The organism is Acinetobacter sp. 778_lipA (assembly GCF_058242985.1).
Genome location: NZ_JBZAYT010000001.1, coordinates 1,752,878 through 1,768,083, shown reverse-complemented (window position 1 = coordinate 1,768,083; position 15,206 = coordinate 1,752,878). Strand labels below are relative to the sequence as shown.

Sequence of the window (15,206 nt, the reverse complement as noted above, 5' to 3'; positions counted from 1 at the left end):
ATGAATATTTATATCCATAAGGTTTATTTTGCTGACACAGGTGCAATAACTTCATGTTGCGTTGTGGTTCTTTCTGGCGCTTTATGTACCATAGTATATGCATAATCTACGCCCATACCGTATGCACCCGAATGTTCACGCACAATGTCCATCACTGCATCATAAGTTTCACGATGTGCCCAATCACGTTGCCACTCAAGTAAAACTTGTTGCCAGGTTACAGGAACCACGCCTGCTTGAATCATCCGTTGCATCGCATAATCATGTGCTTCTTTTGAAGTTCCACCTGAAGCATCGGCAACCATATAAATTTCATAATCACCTTCCAGCATTGCACCAAAAGCGAATGTAATATTGCAAACTTCAGTCCATAAACCCGATACGATAATTTTTTTACGATGATTGGCTGCCAATGCATCACGAACCTTTTGGTCATCCCATGAGTTCATAGAGGTTCTTTCGAGTAAAGGGGCTTCAGGGAACACATTTAATAATTCTGGAAAAGTGTGCCCTGAAAAACTTTCTGTTTCTACTGTTGTAATGGTGGTTGGAATATTAAAAACCTGAGCGGCTTTAGCCAATCCCACCACATTATTTTTTAAAGTTTGACGATCAATTGACTGTACGCCAAAAGCCATTTGTGGTTGTTGATCAATAAAGATGATTTGACAGTTTTGAGGTGTAAGTTGTTCTAAAAATGCTTTATTCATTTTGATTCGCAACACATTTATAAAGGAATTTATATAAAAGCAAAAATACACGTAAACCACTAGACACTATTTTAAATACAAACTGTATCCTAAAAAGATACAATGATTGATCAGCATAGGATGATGCGTTACTTTAATCATTCAAGTGAAGAGTACTTTAAAATTAAATGGATAAATTAGACTGTATCAATACTTTTATTAGTGTCGTTGAATATGGAAATTTCAGCAGTGCATCACGTCACTTAAACATTACTAGAGATCAAGTTGCGAAAAGAATTTGCCATTTGGAAACTATTTTTAATACGGTCCTGTTCATCCGCAATACCCGCAAAATGGATTTAACTCATTCAGGTGAAAAATTTTATCAACACTCTAAAGTCATTATGAGTGAGTTTGAATGGGCAACCAGTGACTTTACCCACGACCAGAAATATCCCGAGGGTAAACTCAGAATCAATGCACCTCATTCATTTAGACATGCGCATCTTACCGAGATCATTTCTAAATTTATGACACAGTATCCCAACATCAAAATAGACTTGTTTCTTTCAGATAAGTTTTTAAATATCAGTGAAGATCAATATGATATTGTTCTCAGAATCAGTCAAGATATTGATCAGCGTAATGCCCACCTGTTTAGTACCTATCATCGACATTTTTATGCAACTACAGCTTATTTTGCAAAATTTGGCGTACCCAATACAATCGATGAGTTAAAACAGCACAGTCTATTGTTGTATTCACAAACCGATTCAAGTACTAAAATTGTGCTGAATAAGAATAAAAAAGAAGAAACTATTTACTGTACGCCGAAATTGACATGCAATAGTGGCGATTTCCTTTTAGATTTTTGTAAACAAGATCAAGGCATTATATTTTTACCCGATTTTTTAGCAAAAAAAGATCAAGATGCTGGAAAAATTGTTCGTTGTTTAGAAGACTATCATTCAAAGCAACTTTATTTTTATGCAATTACGCCATCTCAACAAAAGATTCCAAAAAAAGTGAAGCTCTTTTTAGATCATCTCAAAAAACACTTATCTGATCGCTAAAATATAAAGCTTTGGACCAGACTTTTACCTAAGAACTAAGTATTCACGGCTCATGTTGTATCTTTATACAATACATAAAGCACTTCAATAAAGCGTTGTGTATGCAAATACTCAGCATCTAAGCTTGCAAACTTGACACAGATTTGAATTTTGGACTAAACACATTGTTCTGTAATCGGGTCTGCATATATTCAGCATAAACCGATAGTTTTTCATAAATATGCTCAGAATAAAACATATCTTCGACTAGGTTTTGCGCTTGTACTAGATCATAAAGACCTGATAAATTTAAAATTTTAGCATTCATTTCTGAAAATTTACGACATAAAGCTACATTAAAATCATCTTTATATTTAAACAAAAGCTTCTGCATATTTAATTTATTATCATGATGATCTAATTGCAGATTTAGACCATCTTGCTCATTTTCGGGATTTACCAAGAAAATTCGAACCTTAAAAAAACATTCTATTTCAAACAAATAATCTGGATTGATCGGTTGATCTGTAATTAAAAAGATACGATAAACTTCTGCCTGAGTCAGTGCTTTGAACAACTGAAAATAAACAAATTCCTGTGCATCCCATGTTTGATCTTGTAGATCTAAAAAGAGATTTAAACTTTCTAGAACGACATCATCCTTGGTCAAGTTCATGGTTTTTTCAACCTGATAATAAGGTTTTAAAATATCTTGAACCTGTGCCGTAAAAAGTGTTGAGTAAAGCACTGTTTGATTTAAATTCGCCAAAATAAACGGTGAAAACAAATAAGCCAGACTTAAATCATTTGAAGCAATTGCAGATTGGATAATCGCTGTACTTTTCTTTTTTGAAAATTCACGTAAGACTTTGGCACGCAACAATGTTGCTTCTAAGTTTACAAATCTTTGATTGAGTTGTTCTATCACCTTTTCAGAGCAACCATGCTCAAATAAAACTTGTGTGAGCACATTCAACTGAGTCGTAACAAACATATCCCTGCCTCATTCTATACAGCATCGCGTGCGACTATTTTGAAAAGAAATCAAAAAGAAATATAGCCACAAAATTTTAGAAAAAATATATAACAGATAGAGCTGTACTGATTGCGTCTGTTATAGTTATTTTAAATACTCACTTGCATTGACCTATGTATAAATCTGAACAACTGGCCCATAGCCTAAAATTATTGATTGAAAATGGGACGTGGAAAGCACATGAAAAATTACCCTCACTACGCCAACAGGTTCAACAATCAGGGTTAAGTCTAATTACGGTGATGAATGCTTATCAAGAGCTCGAAGCGCAAGGCCTGATTTATTCAAAAGAAAAGTCAGGGTATTTTGTGGTAGAACAAAGTTCAGATCATCCCACCACATTACATGTGATTAATGAAACAGTTGAAATTAACTCAATTGTTTTCAAATATTTGAAATCTACACAGTCTGAACACATTATCCCTTTAGGTTCTGCCTTTCCCAATAGCCAGTTGCTCTACTCCGCTAAACTGATACAAACGCTTGGACAACTTGCTCGACAACGGCGTAGCTATGAACAAACTCCAAGTCTCCCGCCCGGAAATTATCAACTTAGAAAAATTATTGCACAGAAATATGCGATGCAAGGCATCCCCACTGATCCATCTGATATTGTGATTACCTCTGGAGGTTTGGATGCATTAAATCTTTCATTGCAAGCACTTACGCAAGCTGGGGACTATATTTTATTACAACAGACGATTTTTTATGGTGCATGGCAAGCGGCTGAACGACTTGGATTAAAAGTAATTACTATTCCAGAGCACCCTGAACATGGCATTGATTTAGATGCATTCGAACACGCAATTTTAAAATATCCAATTAAAGTGTGTTTGATGATGTTAAATGGTCAGAATCCAATTGGCTTTACTGTGAGTGATGAAATTAAATTAAAATTGGCTAAGTTACTCAACCAATATCAGATTTATTTGATTGAAGATGATGTCTATGAAGAACTTTACTATGATCAAAAAAAACCCCTCTCGATGAAGTACTTTGATCAACAAAATTGGGTGCTACATTGTTCTTCTTTTTCAAAAACATTAGGTGCAGGTTTTCGTATCGGTTGGGTCTATGCAGGGAAATTCTCTGAACATATTCAGCACACTCAACTTATGAGTACCCTTTCAGTCAACTCATTTATCCAAAATGCCTTGGTTGAATATCTCTCTCATCGTCATTATGAAAAACATTTAAAAACTTTACGTTCCACCTTACAACGCTATAAAAAACAATATTTTAATTATTTAAAAACCCATTTACCTGAGCAATGCCATGTCAATTATTATCCTTCCGGGTACTTTTTATGGATTGAATTGCCTGAACAGGTCGATAGTAATGACATCTATCAACACATGTTAGAACACGGTGTCAGTGTCGCACCGAGCAGCTTATTTAATATTAGCAATCAACAAAATCACTTTATTCGGATGAATTGTTCATTTGAAATGAATGAAAAGATTCAAAATGCATTAAATGAATTGATTCATATTATTGGTAAATCAGTCGCAACATAAGCTGAATTTTTATAACAGATTCATCATTGCTTACTTATCTGTTATAGTTTTTTTCTAATTTTTTGTATCTACAGTGTGAATTCGTTTCTATCCATAATGAATCTATATTAAGCAGAAAGAGATTTTGCGATGAATGATGACAAAAGCCCTAAAAAACCACAATATGCTGATAGCTCGATTTCAGACAAAGCCTTTAAACGCATGATCATCTGGTTTTTTATCTACTGTAGCCTGTTTTGTATTGGTGTTATTGTCACAATCGGTGCAGATCACGCTGCTTTAAACTAAATCTCAATTGATTTCAAAAGATATGATTGATAAAACACTCACTTAATCAAGTGAGTGTTTTTTCTGTATCTGTTGGCTTAAAAGTGTATAGGCATCTTTAAGATCTTCCCGTCCCATATCCTGTAACATGCGCTGATGCATATTTAAAATATTCACATCTCCACGCCTTGCAGGACCCGTCTGCATTGTTTGAGGATCATTTTGAGTGGCTTTTTTTGCTGTTTCCAAAATTAATGGATACAGTAAATTAAAATCGACCTGCTGTGCATCGACCACTTGTTTAGCCATGTCATAACAATAATTTGTAAAATTACAAGCAAATACCCCTGCCAGATGTAAGCTCAGCCGCTGCGCTGAATTATAGGGATAAACCTGATTACTTAGACTATTTGCTAACGTCGTTAAAATAGACAAATCTTCTTGCAAAACCGTTTCAATAAACAAAGGGGTATTCTGCCAATCCACTTCACGTTCAAAGCTAAAAGTCTGTAAGGGATAAAAAACCCCAGATTTTACATGGTGTTCAGTCAATATATTGAGATTGGTACTGCCAGAAGTATGAACAATCAAAACATCCGAAAGTTGCGAATGAATCGTTTGAATGACTTGAGCAATGGCTTGGTCACTCACCGCAATAATTAATAAATCAATTTTAGGTTCTATACAATGCACAACATCAATTGCCTGAGCATTCACCAGCTGGGCTAAGCGTTGTGCATTGTTTAAATCACGACTATAAATCTGAACAATATGATGTTGTTTTGACAATGCTTTTGCAAAATGTGTAGCAACACGACCTGAACCAACAATACTAATACGCATATCAACATCTAAAACTTTAAATATAGTTACAGCATGCCAATAAAAAAGGGATGAATCAATTCATCCCTCTCAGATCATTTTGATAACTACATCAATTTAATGCATTGTTTAAATAAATAATTCGCTCAGCGGTACGTTTATTAAAACACTTGGTATATTGCATCTCTTTGTTTTGCTGAGACATCGCATCATCCCAATATTGACGTTGTTGCTGATAGGTTTCAATTTCGCTATCTGGAATATCGCCAAAACTTTTCTGTGAAATGACTTTACAATCAACATCACGTTTTTCAAACCATTCTGCTTGATCTTGCTTAAACTGTTCTTTTTGTTCATCACTCAAACTATCCCAAGTCTGGTTTAAACGATCGACTTGTTTGAGTTTTTCTTCATCTAGCTCTTTTTTACGGATATCCATGGCTTTTTGTGCAAGCGCTGTTTGCTCTGCATTTTCAATTTGGTTGACCTGCTCGCGTTCACGCATATCTTTATTTTCTTTCATATAGGCTGCGTATTGCACTGCTTTTACCGTAACAAAAGTTACCCCTTGAATAACTGCATCCTGATTAAGCACATCAAGGGTTAAGCCATCTTTGTCTGTTTTCACAACATTATAATTAAACTTGCCTTTCAACTGATCATTGGCTAGTACCAATTTAGATTCACCAGCTTCGATATATTCACGTATGCTGCGATACCCATCACCTTCACATTCATCCTCACAATCTTGCCCAAATTCTGCATATGAATTTTCAGCACGCTGTTGTAAGCCTTTCGGGAATTGAACCACTAACTGACTTTCACATTCCAACTGGTTGGTTTTAGAAGAGTCTTCAGTGATCGTACGAACATTCTTCACTTCAAACTTTAAAGCATTGTTAATTTTCTGAAGTAGTGCTTGGTCAGCTTCATAACCAGAATTTTTAATATTGTCTGCGACTTCACGCAAATACTCATCTTTCAAATATTTTTGAATTTGATTGATATTATCTTGATTGGTACAGCTCCACTCTGCAAGTTCAGCATTACCTTCATCTTTTTTCTTTTTGAAGTAATCACAGCCTGACAGCATCAAGGTACTAGAAATCGCAGCAATCATAAATAATGGGTTTAATGATTTATTCATTGTTTATCCGATCATATTTTTATGTGGATCATTTAACCAAATAATTGAAGAATTTTCGAGTAAAAAATAAAAAGCTTCTGGATATTCAGAAGCTTTTTATACAATTTAAGCCTGTTTTAGCACCGAACATACCACTTTAAAAGATTATGGTGTCGTTGCACCAAGTACTTCAAACTCAATACGACGGTTTTTAAATTGCCCTTCTTTGGTTGAATTATCTGCAATTGGATTGTCTTGACCATGTCCTTCAGCAGTTAACTGTGAGGTATGTACGCCCTTTTCAACCAAATATGCCACAACCGATTTTGCACGTTTTTCAGATAATTTTTTGTTTGAATCCGCATTCCCAACATTATCGGTATAGCCTTTAACCACGAGTTTTGCATCTGGTAGTTGTTTTAACAAATTCGCTGCTTTATCCAAAATCGCTTTATTGGCTTCTGGAATACCAGAAGAACCTGTCGCAAAATTAATCACCTGTAAATTCAATGCAGCGGCAATATCATTTACATTGGCTTTATCTGCCTGAATGCTTGAAAGTGCTTGGTCTGCTTGTGAATTACTTGTATCTACATTTGCAGCACTGCTTGTTGCAGCTGCATTTGCATCGGCTGTTTGCTCTACAGAAATATGTAGATTAGGAGCAATAGCTTTTAACTCATCTGCCAATTTTTGTGCTTGCGCTAAATTTGGTGTTTGAATGGTAAGTTGATCACCGATCCAAGCCAGTGAAATATTTGGAATACCTTTAATTTTAGCCAACACCTGATCTACAGCATTTTGATCTGGCAAATCAGCGGCATAAGCACTGCTGGCTGTAACTTGACAATGATCGGTTTGACCAAACACTGAGGCAATACTGGTTTTTAAGCTGTCTAATAAAGATTGACTACTCGATTGTGCCTGACAACTTGCTAATTTACCTTCAACATCTGTAGAAATTTGCAGTTCAGCAGCTTGCAAATCAGCAACAGCTTGTGAAGCTCCACTGCTTACTGGATCTCCCCCAGCAGGCGGTTTGCTACTGCATTGTTTAAATAACAATGCGGCCAATCCTGCAATCACCAACAAAGCAATAATTGGCAATAACCAATTGGATTTTTTAGGTTCATCTTGGATCGAATTTGTTGTGATTGTAGACGTATCAAGGGGTACTGGTGTTGGAGATACACTTTGTATAGGTGTGGGTGCCACAGGCTCTACAGGGGGGATAACAGCCTCAGCCACGGGAGCAGCTTGAGTAGTGCCTGCGAAACCAAGACCACCTACACTTAAGCCTAATGTTGCAAATAATCCTGTTGCCCAAGCGGGCAAAGCATCCTGAATATTGTTCCATTGTGCTTTGATAAAATCAAAAATTTCATGTTTACTATCTGAGCCTGCTTGATCTGCAAGCAATGATAAAGTTGGAGCAATAGAATGGTTTAATGTGGTTTCAATGTCTTGAGTTGGTGCATTGCCCGCAACCAAGCCTAAAAAATGCGCGACCGTTTCTGGTTGATGACTGAAAATATCGCTTAAGCGAGGATTTAGATTTTGCTGCAGTGTGTCAATGAGTTCAGGTTTTGATTTTAAAACAGAAAGGAGAATGGGGTAAAAGGCACTTAAAGCACCGATTTTTTCGTCTTGAAACTGAAGATCACCCTGTAAAACTTTTGTGGTCACCCGTTCTTTTAAAAGCTCAATAATATTCATAATTTTGGACACTCCGATTTCATTGTTGTATTTGTCACTTTAATAATCATTTTATTGATCGTTTTTTATTCTAGTGATTAAATTCTAATAGTTATAATAGCTTTTTGTAGCGCAATGTGTTCAATATCTATTTGAAAAGCCAGCTTATGCTGGCTTTTTGTTTACTTTTTTAGGCTTATGTAAAATTTACATCTTAGCCAATAAAAGTATGGAGCACTTTACCAATCATTTTTTGATCGATTAATGGCGTATTTTTTCCATGAGATAAAATACTGTCATTGTTAACAACCCATTCCAAATCTGGATCAACCAAAGCCCAACCCGATTCTTTTACCCAACGATCCGTCATATTGGCCACTTTTGCAGGAGCGAGCGTGACTTTTTCAACCCATTCTAAAGGCTCAAACAAACCTTCACGGACCAATTGAACCCCAAAAGAGACATAAGTATCAAATGCGCTAATACCGGGTAAAGTCTCGGCAAAAGGCGCTAATTTCGCAGAACCACTCAAAGGTTCATGATGCGTACAAATCGCATCAATCACACCGTCTTTGACGCCTTGGCGCAGTAATTCTTTATCTTTTTCAGCACGTAATGGTGGGCGCACATGTGCCAAAGAGTTAAAACCATCAATTAAGTGTTCTGTTAAATGCAATTGATGCATTGCAACATCTGCTGTCACTGGCAAACCTTTGTTTTTTGCAATTTTAATCAACTCTACAGATGCACCACTTGAAAGCAAACCAAAGTGCGCTTTGACGCTTGTCGCTTCAATCATCAATAGGTATTTCGCAATAGCAACTGTTTCAGCCAGTGCTGGAATCATTGGTAATCCCTGACGTGAGGCAATAAACCCCTCATGTACACAACCATCTTTTGCGATCTGGTGCTCTTCTGGATAAAACACTACAGTCATGTCTAAACCAGCCGCATATTCCAAGGTACGCAGAACCACATCATCGTCTTTAAAAGTAGCATAGGCATTTGAAACAGCAGTACACCCCCCCTTTTTTAAACCTGCCATATTTGCGGGTTGTTTACCATTTAAACCTTGGGTTTGTGCACCAATCACTTGTAAATGAATACCACCATCTAACATGGCCTTTTCTACCAGTCCATGAATCAAAGCACCATTATCTTGCACGATCGGCTTTGAATCAGGTGGGGTAAATACATGCAAAATACCATTTTCACGTGCGGCTTTACCTTCTGACTTCAAGGTACCATGCTGTTGCTGACCTGGCTCGCGTAACCGTGCACACAAATCCACCATGGTGGGTATCAACCATTTGCCTTGTCCGTCAATTGTATCTACAACATTGGCAGATGATTCGACTATTTTTCCATGTTCAACATAAACCGTTTGTACAGTGTCAGTTTTTTTTATTGGGTCTAAGACACGTACATTTTCAATTTTTACACTACTCATGACTTTATCCTTCACCTTAAACCGCAATTGCTTCTAACAAACCTTTCTCTTGCAACTGACCTTGCATTGCCAAAGCCAAAACAGCCATTCGCACTGCAATACCATTGGTCACTTGATGCAAAATTACCGACTGTGCACCATCAGCAATACTAGAATCAATCTCTACACCGCGGTTCATCGGTCCCGGATGCATAACAATACAATCGGGTTTAGCCATGGCAAGACGATCTTTATTTAAACCATACATTTTGTAAAATTCAGCTTGTGACGACAAAGCTGGTGAATCAATACGTTCATTTTGAATACGTAAAGTAATGATCACATCACAGTCTTTAATGCCTTCATCCATTTTATTGAACAAGCGAACACCTTCACCATATTCGTCAAAACCACACGGAAGCAAAGTATTTGGTGCAATTACACGGATATCTTTGCAACCTAAAGTCTGCAAAGCTGCGATATCTGAACGTGCAACACGCGAATGCTTAATATCACCAATAATCGCCAGACTAATGTCTTCAAAATTCTTTTTCGTTTCACGGCGAATGGTTAACATATCTAACATTGCTTGAGTTGGATGAGCATGACGCCCATCTCCAGCATTGATGATTGCAACATGCGGACAAACTGTTTCAGCAATAAAATGCGCTGCGCCTGATGAAGAGTGGCGTACAACAAAAATATCTGCTGCCATCGCTTCGAGGTTCCATAGCGTATCGCGCAATGTTTCCCCTTTTGAAGTACTTGATCGTGCAATATCAATGTTCAATACATTTGCAGATAACCGTTTTGCAGCCGCTTCAAAAGTAGTTCGTGTACGTGTCGAATTTTCAAAGAATAAGTTCATCACTGTACGACCTTCTAAAAGTGGTGTCGTTATCAGTTGATTTTGATCATTTATAAAGGAATGGGCTGTATCTAGAATTTTGGTGAGGGTTGCTTTAGAAAGACCTTCGATGGTGAGGAAATGCTTTAAGTTTCCGTCATTATTGAGTTGAATCTGACTCGGTGTATGCAATGCCGCCAAGTGCATGAGAGATTCCTTAGAGGTTAAGTTAACGTATTATACAGATTTTCTTTTTCTTTGGCAGTTGAAGTTTTGGACAAATAGTCATAAAAGTCAGCGATCAAATTTTAAATTTGATCTGCTTTAAGTCTGCCAGTTTGAGCGTTAAGTTCATTAATTTTTCTCGAAGTTGCTGAATTATATTGATGTAATCAATATCTGATTGATCTTTTAAAAGCTTGATATAAGCATCTATTCTCAGCAAGGATTGATTACGCCATTTAAGTAATTCTGCTATTGGATGGTAAATTTGTGGATCAAAATCATGCAATTGATATTCCAATATTTTTATATTGCTTAATGTCACATCATATTCTTTTACACGTTTTAAGCACCTTAAGGTATCTTCTAAACGAAAGCGGATCTCATGTTCACAAAGAAATTTTAAATGTGGCAAATCCTGTTGAGCAGCAAAATATTGTGCCAATGGCAGAGTAAAATCCTCATAAGGATACCAACGCCCATGCGCACAAGAGATCAATTCTTTATATTTTTTCTGTTCAATCCACAGGTTAAACACAGCAGCCTTTGCTTGATCATAGTGTCTTAATCGCAGTTCAGTTTGTTGTTCCGACTCATCAGCGGTACCCACGTAAATCATTTGGTTGTTTTTTAAATATTTGCTAATTTCTGCATTTAATTTCGTATAACTCAAGAGATTGTCTCACAGCTTATCCTCAGCTTAAAAAATACTATATATGAGTTTTAATTTTTAATCACACTGTATCAATCAAGCTCTAACCCAATAGTTAGAGCTTAATGCCCGACTTATCTCAATGCACCAATATAGTGATGTGAAACTTGTGCTTGATAAATTTCTTCTTCTGTTGCACCAGAAACATATGCTTCCTCGCTTTGTTCAACTTGCGTTGTGGTTAGCGTATTCACAGAAGAAACTGGTTGTTCCTGTTCTAATAAATGCTGTAAGCGCAAGGCATGCCGATTTAATTCTGGATCTTGAGTCGCCAATGACATATCAATCACATACTGTGCATAGCTTTTATTATCCACTAAATACATTACATCAATAACGCGCCCTGTCACACGTCTTAATCGCGTTAAGATTAATGCCCCAATGGAAAACGCATCTGCATGTGCAATAAATCTGCTGTTGTTAAGATCTTGCATAGAAATCCCCGTATTTATTAATTCATTAAAAATTCAATTAAATTTCTGAGCCAATACGATGGATAATTAAGCAAATTGTGTACCAAAATCACGCCATAAAATGAATTAATAATGCATACACATTATTCTCTATTTAAAAGTTTACCGACTAGAACTCGCCCTACACATTGCGGAGCGTCAGATAGATCTAGAAATTACTCCGTTATGAAATTTGCTCTCATCATCATAAATAAAGAATACACGTGTGCTTTATTCATAGATGATTCATCTATATAAATTGTAATACTGCATGCAAATTTTTCTTGTTCTTAAATGATTTCAGTAATAAAAGAATTTTAAATCAAATTTTAATGATAAAAATAGCGCCAACACATTTCCAATGAAATCAAAATCAATAACAATCCCATCACGATATTAAAAAGACGTGCTCGATTTCCTATATTTAAAAAGCTTGCTAACTTTTCACCAGCAATCCCCCATAGCAATAAAGATAGATAACAGACGACAAAATAAATCACTACAAAAACCAATAAAACAGCATGAATATGCCCCGTTGAAAATAGCCCTGTACCCGCCACTGCGGCAATCCATGCTTTGGGATTTAGCCATTGCATTAACGCACCTTGTATAAAGGTCGGTATTTTTGCTTCATCTTGGGATTGACTAGAGATAAATGTCCCTTTTGCACGTAGAATATTCAGTCCAATCCACAACAATAAAACTGTACCTAAAATCGTGATCACATCAAGAAGTACAGGATAAACCACAATCATTTGATATAAACCAAAACAGACCGATGCCAATAACAAGGTAAAACCAATGGTCGCCCCTGAGATAAATGCAAAAGTTGCTTTTACACCATAATTCATACTGCTGGTTAAAATAGTTAAATTCACAGGTCCTGGTGAAATCGACATAGACAGCGAAAAAATAAACATTGAAACAATAAGACTAAGCATTTTTTAAATTCTTTATTCGATCTTATCTACATATTGATATTTGAATATATTTCAAGCAAAAAAACCAAATTTTTAACTGAATTTAGTACTTTTTATAAAATTTCGGACTTAAAAGACCATTCTATAAGTTTTCGTCATTAAAATACGCTAAAATACGCGATTGCTTTTTTAATGTCTTTGGAAATATTCATGAATTCGAAACCACGTCTTTCTACATATTGGGTTACCTGTGCAGATGGACTAGAAACCTTACTGCAAGAAGAAATTCAAGGTTTAGGGATTCAAGATATTGAAAAATTTCCTGGGCGTTTAATTTTTAAAGGCAAACTCGAAGATGCATACCGTGTTTGTATGTGGTCACGTTTGGCTTCTCGTGTACTGACACCGATTCATGTTCATGAGCTTGAGTTTACCCATGATGCACGTGACGTTGCAGAAGAACTTTATGAAGGTGCGATCAATTTTGATTGGTCACTTATTTTTGCACCACAAAGTACTTTCGCGATTCGTCTTCATGTAGAACGTGATATTAAAGTCAATACACAGTTTGCGACTTTACGTGTCAAAGATGGTGTGGTTGATTCCTTCATGGAAGCTGTAGGTAAACGTCCAAGTATCGACATTAAACAGCCTGAAATTACACTATATGTACTTGCTGGAAAAACTGAACACACATATTGTTTAGATTTATCTGGGGATTCTTTACATAAGCGTGGCTATCGTCGTTTTATGACAGATGCCCCAATAAAAGAAAACCTAGCAGCTGCTATCTTACAAAAAGCACAGCTTAAACAACGTAATCCAGAAATTATTCTCGACCCAATGTGTGGTTCAGGAACCTTTATTATTGAATCATTGATGATCCTGACTGATCGTGCACCTGGTTTAGTACGCCGTTTTGGCTTTAATGGCTGGAATGGACATGACCATGAGTTATGGATGTCGATTAAAGCTGAAGCAGCTGAACGTCATAAAGTTGCCTTAGAACAACCTTTGCCTAAATTCTATGCCTATGACGCAGATTGGGAAGCAGTAAAAGCAACCAAACAAAATATTATTGCTGCTGGATTTGAGCAACAACTGGATCAAATTCAAATTGAAGAGCGAACTTTAGCCGATTGGCCTGATTTCCAAGCAGAAGGAAAAACTTCATTTATTGTCACCAACCCACCATATGGTGAGCGTTTAGGGGAAAAGGCTTCTAACCGAGCTTTGTATCTGGGCCTATCCGCGCTTCTACAAAAGAATTTCCCCAATCAGCATGCTGCGGTTATCGCAGCTGCTGTTGAACAAGCAGATGTATTGGCGTTTAACAATCCACAAATTTTACGTTTAATGAATGGTAAATTACCAATTTACATTCGTTTTGGTGATATTAAGCCTGCTGCAGTGGTTAAACCTTTCCTTGCAGATTGGCAACCTCAACAATTTGAAAAAATTGAAGGTGCAGAAGACTTTACCAATCGCTTGCAAAAAAATATGCAAGCTTTAAAGAAATGGGCTGTAAAAGAAAATATTTACTGTTTACGTCTCTATGATGCAGATTTACCAGACTTCAATGTCGCTGTAGATTTGTATGGTGATCGTTTACATGTTCAAGAATATGCACCACCAAAAACCATTGACCCAGAAAAAGCCAAAAAACGTTTTAACCTTGCTTTGGCTTCAATACGTGCTGTAACAGGTTTAGGTCGTGATGCGATCTTTATTAAAACCCGTGCCCGTCAAGAAGGTAAAACCCAATATGCAAAACAAAGTACAGCATCTAAACGTTTTATTGTTCAAGAAGGTAAAGCCAAGATTTTAATCAATTTGACTGATTATTTGGATACTGGATTGTTCCTAGATCACCGTCAAATGCGTCTGCGCATTGCAGCTGAAGCTAAAGGAAAACATTTCCTTAACCTATATAGTTATACCTCTACAGCAAGCCTACACGCTGCTTTAGGCGGTGCTGCAAGTACCACAAGTGTTGACTTATCCAATACTTATTTAAACTGGTCTAAAGAAAACTTTGTCTTGAATGGCTTAACGGTTGATCATCCTGATGAACAGCATCAATTTTTCTCAAGCGATTGTTTTGAATGGTTAAAAGAAGGTCATGAACAATATGACATGATTTTTATTGATCCACCAACCTTCTCAAACTCAAAGAAATTCTACGGTACTTTTGACGTGCAACGTGACCATATTTCTTTACTTAAACGTGCAATGAACCGTCTAACTACAGAGGGAACTTTGTATTTCTCAAATAACTACCGTGGTTTTGAGATGGATGAAGAAATCGATGCAATGTTCGATGTACAGGAGATCACCAATGAAACGATTGGCTTAGATTTCAAACGTAATCAAAAAATTCATAGAGCCTGGAAAATTAAACACTTTCCTGTTTAATTATG

Annotated in this window: 14 protein-coding genes; 4 read left to right on the top strand and 10 right to left on the bottom strand. The window is 36.5% G+C overall.

The genetic code is table 11. The annotated features are described in order from the left end of the window. Positions 1-23: 23 nt before the first annotated feature. Positions 24-710, bottom strand: a complete 687-nt coding sequence (locus AC4CUY_RS08265) for a hydrolase (protein ID WP_004821006.1) — start codon at positions 708-710, stop codon at positions 24-26. Positions 711-877: 167 nt separating this feature from the next. Between AC4CUY_RS08265 and AC4CUY_RS08260 the strand changes: the two genes are divergently transcribed. Next, on the top strand, positions 878-1,762 hold the full coding sequence (locus tag AC4CUY_RS08260) for a LysR family transcriptional regulator (protein ID WP_336953092.1): 885 nt from the start codon (positions 878-880) through the stop codon (positions 1,760-1,762). Positions 1,763-1,880: 118 nt separating this feature from the next. On the opposite strand, the gene AC4CUY_RS08255 is transcribed toward AC4CUY_RS08260, so the two are convergent. After that, on the bottom strand, positions 1,881-2,735 hold the full coding sequence (locus tag AC4CUY_RS08255; RefSeq protein ID WP_483769993.1) for a hypothetical protein: 855 nt from the start codon (positions 2,733-2,735) through the stop codon (positions 1,881-1,883). A 155-nt stretch (positions 2,736-2,890) separates the two neighbouring features. On the opposite strand from AC4CUY_RS08255, the gene AC4CUY_RS08250 reads away from it, so the two are divergent. Together AC4CUY_RS08250 and AC4CUY_RS08245 are read left to right on the top strand one after the other, a co-directional pair. Then, entirely contained in the window at positions 2,891-4,294 is a 1,404-nt protein-coding gene (locus AC4CUY_RS08250; RefSeq protein WP_490773967.1) for an aminotransferase-like domain-containing protein, read from the top strand. A 129-nt stretch (positions 4,295-4,423) separates the two neighbouring features. Continuing rightward, entirely contained in the window at positions 4,424-4,582 is a 159-nt protein-coding gene (locus AC4CUY_RS08245) for a hypothetical protein (protein ID WP_004721086.1), read from the top strand. 42 nt (positions 4,583-4,624) lie between these two features. Here AC4CUY_RS08245 and AC4CUY_RS08240 read toward each other — a convergent pair whose 3' ends face one another. From AC4CUY_RS08240 to AC4CUY_RS08205, 8 genes are all read right to left on the bottom strand, one after another. Continuing rightward, positions 4,625-5,404 carry a Rossmann-like and DUF2520 domain-containing protein gene (locus AC4CUY_RS08240; RefSeq protein WP_490773966.1) on the bottom strand — a complete coding sequence of 260 codons (780 nt, stop codon included), beginning with the start codon at positions 5,402-5,404 and terminating at the stop codon, positions 4,625-4,627. Between the two features lie 91 nt (positions 5,405-5,495). After that, positions 5,496-6,530 (bottom strand): DUF1311 domain-containing protein, encoded by a 1,035-nt coding sequence (locus AC4CUY_RS08235; RefSeq protein WP_419820518.1) that lies wholly within the window; start codon positions 6,528-6,530, stop codon positions 5,496-5,498. Positions 6,531-6,674: 144 nt separating this feature from the next. Then, a complete protein-coding gene (locus AC4CUY_RS08230) occupies positions 6,675-8,225 on the bottom strand; it encodes an OmpA family protein (protein WP_336953098.1) in 1,551 nt (516 codons plus the stop codon). A 193-nt stretch (positions 8,226-8,418) separates the two neighbouring features. Continuing rightward, on the bottom strand, positions 8,419-9,654 hold the full coding sequence (locus tag AC4CUY_RS08225; protein WP_336953099.1) for a dihydroorotase: 1,236 nt from the start codon (positions 9,652-9,654) through the stop codon (positions 8,419-8,421). Between the two features lie 16 nt (positions 9,655-9,670). Further along, on the bottom strand, positions 9,671-10,687 hold the full coding sequence (locus tag AC4CUY_RS08220; RefSeq protein ID WP_004721095.1) for an aspartate carbamoyltransferase catalytic subunit: 1,017 nt from the start codon (positions 10,685-10,687) through the stop codon (positions 9,671-9,673). A 94-nt stretch (positions 10,688-10,781) separates the two neighbouring features. Continuing rightward, on the bottom strand, positions 10,782-11,375 hold the full coding sequence (locus AC4CUY_RS08215; RefSeq protein WP_419327393.1) for a hypothetical protein: 594 nt from the start codon (positions 11,373-11,375) through the stop codon (positions 10,782-10,784). Positions 11,376-11,488: 113 nt separating this feature from the next. Continuing rightward, positions 11,489-11,848 (bottom strand): hypothetical protein, encoded by a 360-nt coding sequence (locus tag AC4CUY_RS08210; protein WP_419327392.1) that lies wholly within the window; start codon positions 11,846-11,848, stop codon positions 11,489-11,491. 347 nt (positions 11,849-12,195) lie between these two features. Further along, the gene (locus AC4CUY_RS08205) at positions 12,196-12,807 is read right to left on the bottom strand and encodes a LysE family translocator (RefSeq protein ID WP_419820519.1); all 612 of its coding nucleotides are present in this window, start codon (positions 12,805-12,807) and stop codon (positions 12,196-12,198) included. A 189-nt stretch (positions 12,808-12,996) separates the two neighbouring features. On the opposite strand from AC4CUY_RS08205, the gene rlmKL reads away from it, so the two are divergent. After that, positions 12,997-15,201 (top strand): bifunctional 23S rRNA (guanine(2069)-N(7))-methyltransferase RlmK/23S rRNA (guanine(2445)-N(2))-methyltransferase RlmL, encoded by a 2,205-nt coding sequence (gene rlmKL / locus AC4CUY_RS08200; RefSeq protein ID WP_336953105.1) that lies wholly within the window; start codon positions 12,997-12,999, stop codon positions 15,199-15,201. The last annotated feature ends 5 nt before the right edge of the window (positions 15,202-15,206 follow it).

Excerpts from the sequence above, each read along its gene's own strand:
- rlmKL (WP_336953105.1), top strand. The coding sequence starts at position 12,997 with ATGAATTCGAAACCACGTCTTTCTACATATTGGGTTACCTGTGCAGAT.
- AC4CUY_RS08260 (WP_336953092.1), top strand. The coding sequence starts at position 878 with ATGGATAAATTAGACTGTATCAATACTTTTATTAGTGTCGTTGAATAT.
- AC4CUY_RS08235 (WP_419820518.1), bottom strand. The coding sequence starts at position 6,530 with ATGAATAAATCATTAAACCCATTATTTATGATTGCTGCGATTTCTAGT.
- AC4CUY_RS08220 (WP_004721095.1), bottom strand. The coding sequence starts at position 10,687 with ATGCACTTGGCGGCATTGCATACACCGAGTCAGATTCAACTCAATAAT.
- AC4CUY_RS08265 (WP_004821006.1), bottom strand. The coding sequence starts at position 710 with ATGAATAAAGCATTTTTAGAACAACTTACACCTCAAAACTGTCAAATC.
- AC4CUY_RS08240 (WP_490773966.1), bottom strand. The coding sequence starts at position 5,404 with ATGCGTATTAGTATTGTTGGTTCAGGTCGTGTTGCTACACATTTTGCA.
- AC4CUY_RS08250 (WP_490773967.1), top strand. The coding sequence starts at position 2,891 with ATGTATAAATCTGAACAACTGGCCCATAGCCTAAAATTATTGATTGAA.
- AC4CUY_RS08255 (WP_483769993.1), bottom strand. The coding sequence starts at position 2,735 with ATGTTTGTTACGACTCAGTTGAATGTGCTCACACAAGTTTTATTTGAG.
- AC4CUY_RS08205 (WP_419820519.1), bottom strand. The coding sequence starts at position 12,807 with ATGCTTAGTCTTATTGTTTCAATGTTTATTTTTTCGCTGTCTATGTCG.
- AC4CUY_RS08230 (WP_336953098.1), bottom strand. The coding sequence starts at position 8,225 with ATGAATATTATTGAGCTTTTAAAAGAACGGGTGACCACAAAAGTTTTA.
- AC4CUY_RS08245 (WP_004721086.1), top strand. The coding sequence starts at position 4,424 with ATGAATGATGACAAAAGCCCTAAAAAACCACAATATGCTGATAGCTCG.
- AC4CUY_RS08225 (WP_336953099.1), bottom strand. The coding sequence starts at position 9,654 with ATGAGTAGTGTAAAAATTGAAAATGTACGTGTCTTAGACCCAATAAAA.
- AC4CUY_RS08210 (WP_419327392.1), bottom strand. The coding sequence starts at position 11,848 with ATGCAAGATCTTAACAACAGCAGATTTATTGCACATGCAGATGCGTTT.